Origin of the sequence: Muribaculum sp. (assembly GCF_029051885.1) — a bacterium.
Taxonomy (GTDB): Bacteria; Bacteroidota; Bacteroidia; order Bacteroidales; family Muribaculaceae; genus Muribaculum.
This window is the reverse complement of record NZ_JAIDKI010000070.1, coordinates 1-3,366: the sequence shown is the minus strand read 5'-3', so window position 1 is coordinate 3,366 and position 3,366 is coordinate 1. Positions and strand designations below refer to the sequence as shown.

Sequence of the window (3,366 nt, the reverse complement as noted above, 5' to 3'; positions counted from 1 at the left end):
ATAAATGTAATTGGGGATGTGGTGCGGCCGGATTCGGCTCCGATAAAAAACGGCGTGACCCGGTTAGAACCGGGTCACGCCAGTAATAGGATTGTTATCATGCAGGAATAATCCCGGATGTGATGATTTCTGTCAGGCGGAGTGCTTGCGGAAATGGTCGCGGATGGTGTCGACGACGTTGATTACATAGTCGCCCATCTTTTCCAGGTCGTTGATGATATCCATGTAGTAGATGCCGGCCTGGTATTCGTATATCTGGTTGTTGATGTTCTCGACATTCTTCGCTCTGTACTGGTTGCGCAGGTTGTTGATTTCGCGTTCCTTGTTGTACGAGCGTATGATATCCACCTCGCGCACTTTCTCTACGTCGCTTAGGATGACAAGCATGTCGGACATTGCCTCCTTGAGATATGTGAACATAGTGTCGATATTGGCGAGAATCGAGTCGTGAAACTCTACGCCGCTCTCCTGTTTGCGTATAAGTATCTTGGCGCATCCGAAGCAGCAGTCGGCTATACTTTCGATTTCGCTCACGATATTGAGCATTGCGGCGATATGCAGTTTGCCCTCGTTGGACAGGCGCCCTTCGGCACATCGGTTGAGATAGTTGGCGATTTCGATTTCCATGCGGTCGGAAATCTCTTCGTATTTCTCCAGACGGGAATACAGCTGTGAGAATTCCTCGCTTTTTTCTTTTGCATGGACAAGTTGCTCGGCCATGTCAATCATACGCTGTACGCGCTGAGCATATACTACAAGCTCTTTTTCAGCCTGTGCTATATTGAGCTCTGACGCGCTGAGCAGACCGCCGGAGATAAACTTGAGCTGGAATTCCTCGTCTTCCTTGTGCTTGGCTGGAACGAGCTTCTCGACAATCTTCACATAAAGTCCGGTAAGCCATATCATGATTACCACGTTGACGAGATTGAAGACGGTATGGAACATCGACAGGCCGAACGATACACTGAACTGCATTTGAGCTACCTGCATCAGTATGGGATGTTCGGCAGGGAGCGAGTTGCCGACAAGGAGATTGTATGTCTGTGGATCGGTGGCCTCGAGGTTGTTGACAAAGCTGAACATGCCCTCAGGATTGCCCTGTCCGAGCCACTGGGTGATGTCGACATTGAGGCGTACAAACGGGTAGAATACGGCGAGTGTCCACAGTATGCCGAAGAGGTTGAACAGAAGGTGGCCCATTGCAGTGCGTTTGGCGGCTACGTTACCGCTCATAGAGGCAAGAAGAGGGGTGATTGTGGTACCGATGTTGGAGCCGAGCACTACCGCGCATGCGAGGTCGAAAGTAATCCATCCCTTGGTACACATGATGAGCACGATGGCGAATGTGGCCGCTGACGACTGTATGATGGCTGTAATCACAACGCCGACAAACAGGAATAGCAATACTGACAGGAAGCCCATCGAGGCATAGTGCTCCAGGAATGCGAACATCTCGGGGTTGCTCTGCAGGTCGGGCACATAGTCGCTGATCATGTTAAGGCCCATGAACAGGAATGAGAATCCGATAGCAAATTCGCCCAGCGATTTTTTGCGCGATGAATTGCAGAACAGGAGCGGCACCGCGCATGCTATAAGCGGGAGGATGAATACCGACGTGTCGACTTTAAATCCGAACAGGGCTATAATCCATGCTGTAAAGGTCGTGCCGACATTTGCGCCGAATATCACAGCCATCGACTGGCCGAGGGTCATAAGACCGGCGTTGACAAAACTTACCACCATCACCGTCGATGCCGACGAACTCTGGATGAGGGCTGTAATAAGGATACCGGTAAGTAATCCTGTGAACCGGTTGCGGGTCATGGCCGACAGAATGTTGCGCAAGCGGTCGCCGGCAGCTTTCTGGAGGCCTTCGCTCATTACCTTCATTCCATACAGGAACAGGCCTACTGAGCCGAGAAGAGCGAAAAAGTCTAAAAGTGTATAGTTCATTACCTAAAAGGAATGGTGGCTATGTGGCCGGCTGTCATGGAGGCGGTTTATCGCACAGCGTCACGCTCCCCTGACAACAGGACGGGTTTGTATTTGCAAAGTTATATAAATGTTCAAAAAACTTTAAATATTGATTAACTTTTTTTCAACAGGAAGGTCACGGGGGTAGAACTATCGTACTGCGCATGGTGTTATTGGGATATGTGATAACAAATTAAACAGCGAGAGATATGAAACATCGTATTATGCTCATTGGTGCAGCCATAGCAGCACTTCTATCCTCGGCTCCGAATGCCGATGCATGTTCCCGTGTCCTTTACGTGGGAGATACCACCGTAAGCAATCCCGACAGTGTGCTGCGCATAGTCGGACGTTCGCTTGACTGGAAGACCCCTATCCCTACCAATATATATGTATATCCGGCAGGAATGTCGAAGATTGGCAATCCGGCTCCCAATTCCGTGAAATGGACTTCAAAATATGGTGCCGTATATGCCGTGGGCTATGATGGCGGCATCACCGAGGGTATGAATGAGAAGGGGCTTGTGGTCAACTCGCTGTTCTGTCGCGGTGCTGTATACAATAATGACTCCAACAAGGATATGCCATCGATGTCGCTTGCGGTGTTCCCCGGATGGTTGCTCGACATGAACGCTACGACCGACGAGGTGATTGAGGTGTTGCGCAATCGTAATTTTTCAATCGGAGGCGCCACATTTGACGGCGGCACTGTGTCGGCCCTGCACTGGGGTATAACCGATGCCTCGGGCAAGAGCGCCATCGTGGAGTTTGACAACGGAGAGATAAATATTTACGAAGGGCAGGATATCCCTGTTCTGACCAATCTGCCGAGCTTTCCGGCAATCAATGCCATTAACGACTATTGGGTTGAAATCGGCGGAGTGCATATGCTTCCGGGTACTGTCACCAGTCCCGACCGCTTTGTGAGAGGGTCGTTTTTCAATAAAAATGTCGTGCACACTAATGATTTCCGCGAGGGATTTGCTATTATCCGTTCGATAATGGCTAATGTTTCGGTGCCGTTCCATTACACGGTAGAGACCTCACCTGAAGTGTCGTCGACACAGTGGCGCTCATATTCGGATATACGCGACAGGCTTTATGGCTTTGAGGTAGTGGATAACCTTGGCGTTTTCTATGTCGATCTCAAGAAGGTTGATTTGCGCCCCGGTGCGCCGGTGTTGCGTCTTGATGTGAGCAAGACGTACGATGTGGTTGGCGATGCCACCCATCTGCTCAAGAAGCATGCTCCGTTCAAGCCGATGTATTGACATTTTTATTCACGTAAAAGATGTTAATACATGATATGAATACGACTTAGAGCTTGTTTAATAATAAATGTTGCCGCCAGGGTCGTATAGCTTGAGACGATTTTCGACATGTGACGAAGGA

At 49.7% G+C, this 3,366-nt stretch carries 2 protein-coding genes; one reads left to right on the top strand and one right to left on the bottom strand.

The features are described 5' to 3' along the window. Window positions 1-132: 132 nt before the first annotated feature. Complete coding sequence (locus K2I50_RS02950; protein ID WP_301024759.1) at window positions 133-1,953, bottom strand: Na/Pi cotransporter family protein; 1,821 nt, start codon at window positions 1,951-1,953, stop codon at window positions 133-135. 230 nt (window positions 1,954-2,183) lie between these two features. Here K2I50_RS02950 and bsh point away from each other — a divergent pair, with 230 nt between their 5' ends. Beyond that, window positions 2,184-3,245 carry a bile salt hydrolase gene (gene bsh / locus K2I50_RS02945; RefSeq protein ID WP_301024757.1) on the top strand — a complete coding sequence of 354 codons (1,062 nt, stop codon included), beginning with the start codon at window positions 2,184-2,186 and terminating at the stop codon, window positions 3,243-3,245. Window positions 3,246-3,366 lie beyond the last annotated feature (121 nt).